3 protein-coding genes and 1 tRNA gene are annotated in these 3,663 nt (G+C 45.3%); 2 read left to right on the top strand and 2 right to left on the bottom strand.

The annotated features are described in order from the left end of the window. A partial coding sequence (gene uvrB, locus A3735_RS22375) for an excinuclease ABC subunit UvrB (protein WP_068638678.1) occupies positions 1 to 1,417 on the bottom strand: 1,417 nt, incomplete at its 3' end. Positions 1,418 to 1,683: 266 nt separating this feature from the next. Here uvrB and A3735_RS22370 point away from each other — a divergent pair. Both A3735_RS22370 and A3735_RS22365 read left to right on the top strand, forming a co-directional pair. Next, on the top strand, positions 1,684 to 2,895 hold the full coding sequence (locus A3735_RS22370; RefSeq protein WP_304439727.1) for a pyridoxal phosphate-dependent aminotransferase: 1,212 nt from the start codon (positions 1,684 to 1,686) through the stop codon (positions 2,893 to 2,895). Positions 2,896 to 2,967: 72 nt separating this feature from the next. Next, positions 2,968 to 3,043: transfer RNA gene (locus A3735_RS22365), tRNA-Asn, on the top strand. 227 nt (positions 3,044 to 3,270) lie between these two features. Here the strand turns inward: A3735_RS22365 and A3735_RS22360 are convergent. Continuing rightward, positions 3,271 to 3,663, bottom strand: a 393-nt coding sequence (locus tag A3735_RS22360; protein WP_231882623.1) for an ATP-binding protein, incomplete at its 5' end; no start/stop codon positions are given.

Genomic DNA, 3,663 nt, shown 5'->3' with positions numbered 1-3,663 from the left:
TGACTTGAACGCCATGCTCCATTAAGAAATCTGTGAGATCCTCAGCCATACGCTTTGTTAGCGTTGTAACCAACACTCTTTCGTCTAGCTCGGTTGCCGCATTAATCTCCGACAGCAAATCATCTACTTGAGTTGTAGCAGGCCTCACTTCTATTAGAGGATCAAGCAACCCCGTCGGCCTAACGACCTGCTCAACGGTTTTGTCAGCATGCTCTTCTTCGTAGGTTGATGGTGTCGCGGAAACAAAAATAGACTGGGGAGATATACGCTCCCATTCTTCAAAACGCATAGGCCTATTATCAAGTGCCGACGGAAGCCTAAAACCATACTCCACCAAGGTTTCTTTTCTAGACCTGTCGCCTTTAAACATTGCACCAATCTGAGGAATCGTTACGTGCGACTCATCGATTACCATTAAGGCATTATCCGGCAAATAATCAAACAAGGTAGGCGGCGCTGCGCCGACATCGCGCCCAGACAAGTAGCGCGAGTAGTTTTCAATACCATTACAGTAACCCAGCTCTGTCATCATCTCTGTATCATAGCGAGTTCGTTCTTCTAGCCTTTGCGCTTCGACGAGCTTATTATTGTCCCGTAACTGCGCTAAACGAATTTCTAATTCGGACTTAATTCCATCCACAGCATTCAGAATTGTTTGGCGCGGCGTAACATAATGGGATTTAGGGTAAATCGTAATCCGAGGCACACGACGCGTCACTTCGCCGGTTAAGGGGTCAAAGAAACTTAAGTTCTCGACCTCATCATCAAATAGCTCAATTCGGATTGCCTCTTTTTCAGACTCAGCGGGGAAGACGTCTATCACATCACCACGCACACGATAGGTAGCTCGGTGTAGCTCGATGTCATTTCGCGTATATTGAATCTCGGCCAATCGTTTTAAGATATCGCGTTGACTAGCCGGCTCCCCCCTATCTAGATGTAGCATCATCTTGAGATATGATTCCGGGTCACCCAAACCGTAGATGGCAGAAACCGTGGCAATAATTATTGCGTCTGGCCGCTCCATAAGTGCTTTAGTTGCAGATAGACGCATCTGCTCAATATGTTCATTGACTGAAGCATCTTTTTCAATAAAGGTGTTTGAAGATGGAACATAGGCTTCAGGTTGATAATAGTCATAGTAAGAAACAAAGTACTCGACCGAGTTTTGCGGGAAAAACTCTTTAAATTCGCCGTATAGCTGAGCCGCCAGTGTTTTATTATGCGCCATTATAATAGTAGGTCGCTGAAGCGCTGAGATAACGTTTGCAACCGTATAGGTCTTACCTGACCCCGTTACACCAAGAAGCGTTTGATACATCAAACCGTCTTCTATCCCCTCAACAAGTTGTTTGATTGCTTCAGGCTGATCCCCCGCTGGGGAAAATCGTGACTCTAGTAAAAATTCCTTCGCCATTATGATTCCGGTCGTAATGAAAAAATGATAGACTTCGCAAGTTTGACCACTCCCTTAAAGGAAAATCTATTATCAGTCACGAAGCATGACTGTAGATTGACCTTCTAAACTTGGGTGGCAGCACTAAGACACTTGTATATAAATACAACTGCAGCTATGCGATGCGCTTATCGGGTAGCAAACGATAGCAAATTTTTTGCTTTAGAATAAGCCAGTGCACGTTCTTTATTTACGGTGAGCAATTATTCCTGATTGAGGAAACAGACTTGGAAGCACAATCATCCAACCCAGCTTTATCTGCCCTGGAACTTTCAAACCGGGTACAACTTATAAAACCATCTCCGACCTTGGCTGTTACCAACAAAGCCAATGAACTAAAAGCCGCAGGTAAAGATATTATCGGCTTAGGCGCTGGCGAACCAGACTTCGACACCCCTGAACACATTAAGCAGGCTGCGATTAGTGCAATAAAAAATGGCCAGACGCGCTACACCGCAGTAGACGGCACTCCAGAACTAAAAGGCGCGATCATCGATAAATTCAAGCGCGATAACAAGCTTGAGTATACGCCTAAGCAGATCCTCGTATCGTCTGGCGGAAAGCAAAGCTTTTTCAATCTCTCACTTGCCTTGCTAAACCCAGGCGACGAAGTCGTTATCCCTGCACCGTACTGGGTATCCTACCCCGACATGGTCAAGATAGCGGAAGGCAAACCAGTTATTGTTGAAACGAGCCTTGATAACCGTTTTAAAATGACTGCCGAGCAACTGTCAGCAGCAATTACCGATAAAACCAAAATCGTAGTTTTAAACTCTCCCTCGAACCCAACCGGGATTGCTTATACACGTGAAGAACTGGTTGCCATTGGCGAGGCACTAAAACAACACCCTGAGATTTTAGTCGTTACCGATGATATGTACGAACATATTCTATGGACAGAACAACCTTTCGTTAACATATTGAACGCCTGCCCAGAGCTATATGACCGCACCTTTGTTTTGAATGGTGTCTCTAAAGCATATTCCATGACAGGCTGGCGCATTGGCTACGCAGCAGGACCAGAAAAAGCAATCGCTGCGATGAAAAAGATTCAGTCGCAAAGCACATCGAACCCCTGCTCCATTTCTCAAGCCGCGGCGTTGGAAGCACTAAATGGCAGCCAGGAATGCATCACAACAATGGTTACCGAGTTTAAAAAGCGCCACGACTATCTTGTCGCAGCGCTTAATGAACTTCCCGGCGTGGAATGTATTTCTGGCGATGGAACATTTTATGTCTTTCCAAACTTCCAGGGTGCTATCGACAATCTAGCGAATATATCTAACGATGTTGAAATGGCCGAGATGCTGCTAAGTGAAGCAGGTGTGGCACTTGTACCTGGGTCTGCTTTTGGGTCTCCTGGATGCATGCGCCTAAGCTTTGCAACCAGCATGGAAATATTAGAGTCAGCAATTTCACGTCTCAAAAAAGTACTTTAAGGTCTTGACCTGGGCCGCTTTGCTCTTTAGTATACGCGGCCTTGATTAACGAAGTCTTCGTTAGTCTTCTGTTCCCCGATAACTCAGTTGGTAGAGTAGCGGACTGTTAATCCGTTTGTCGCTGGTTCGAGCCCAGCTCGGGGAGCCAACTTCTTATTCCCACTTTCCTAACTTTATCAAAGCTGCGCTTTGAATTAATTCTTTGTAGATCCACTCCAATCTATAGACCAGGCCTAAGACCTGCAGGATACAACCAGACCGTTTTTTTCACCCCCAAATAAGCCACATCGATTTGCCAACTATAAATATCGCAAACACAAACAAAAAAGCCCCTTACTTTCGTAAGAGGCCTGCCTTTAATCTCAACTATTAAAACTAGTTAAAGCTAATAGCTTTCTGGTAGAAACTTGCCGGGATACGTATATTTGTAGTAAATGATCTGAAGTCTGCATTCTCATCACCATCATCCAGAATAACCTCAATACTTCCACCTTCGCGCTCCAGGAAGCCCTTAACAGCATCCATACCAACACCACGCCCTGAAACGTCCGTAACCTCATCCGCAGTAGAGAAGCCCGAGGAGAAGATCAAATTAGCGATTTCACTCGCTGAAGGCTTCGGATCGGATTCTGCATAAATACCCTTCTCGATCGCCATTTTATAGATACGGCTAATTGCAATACCGCGCCCGTCATCGCGAACCGCAAGGTTTGCCAAATCGTCTATATAGCTAACGTCCAGACTAATAGTACCACTTTCAGATTTTCC

The organism is Oleiphilus sp. HI0061 (assembly GCF_001635675.1).
The sequence above is the reverse complement of the archived record's forward strand: the minus strand, read 5'-3'. Positions and strand labels throughout refer to the sequence as shown.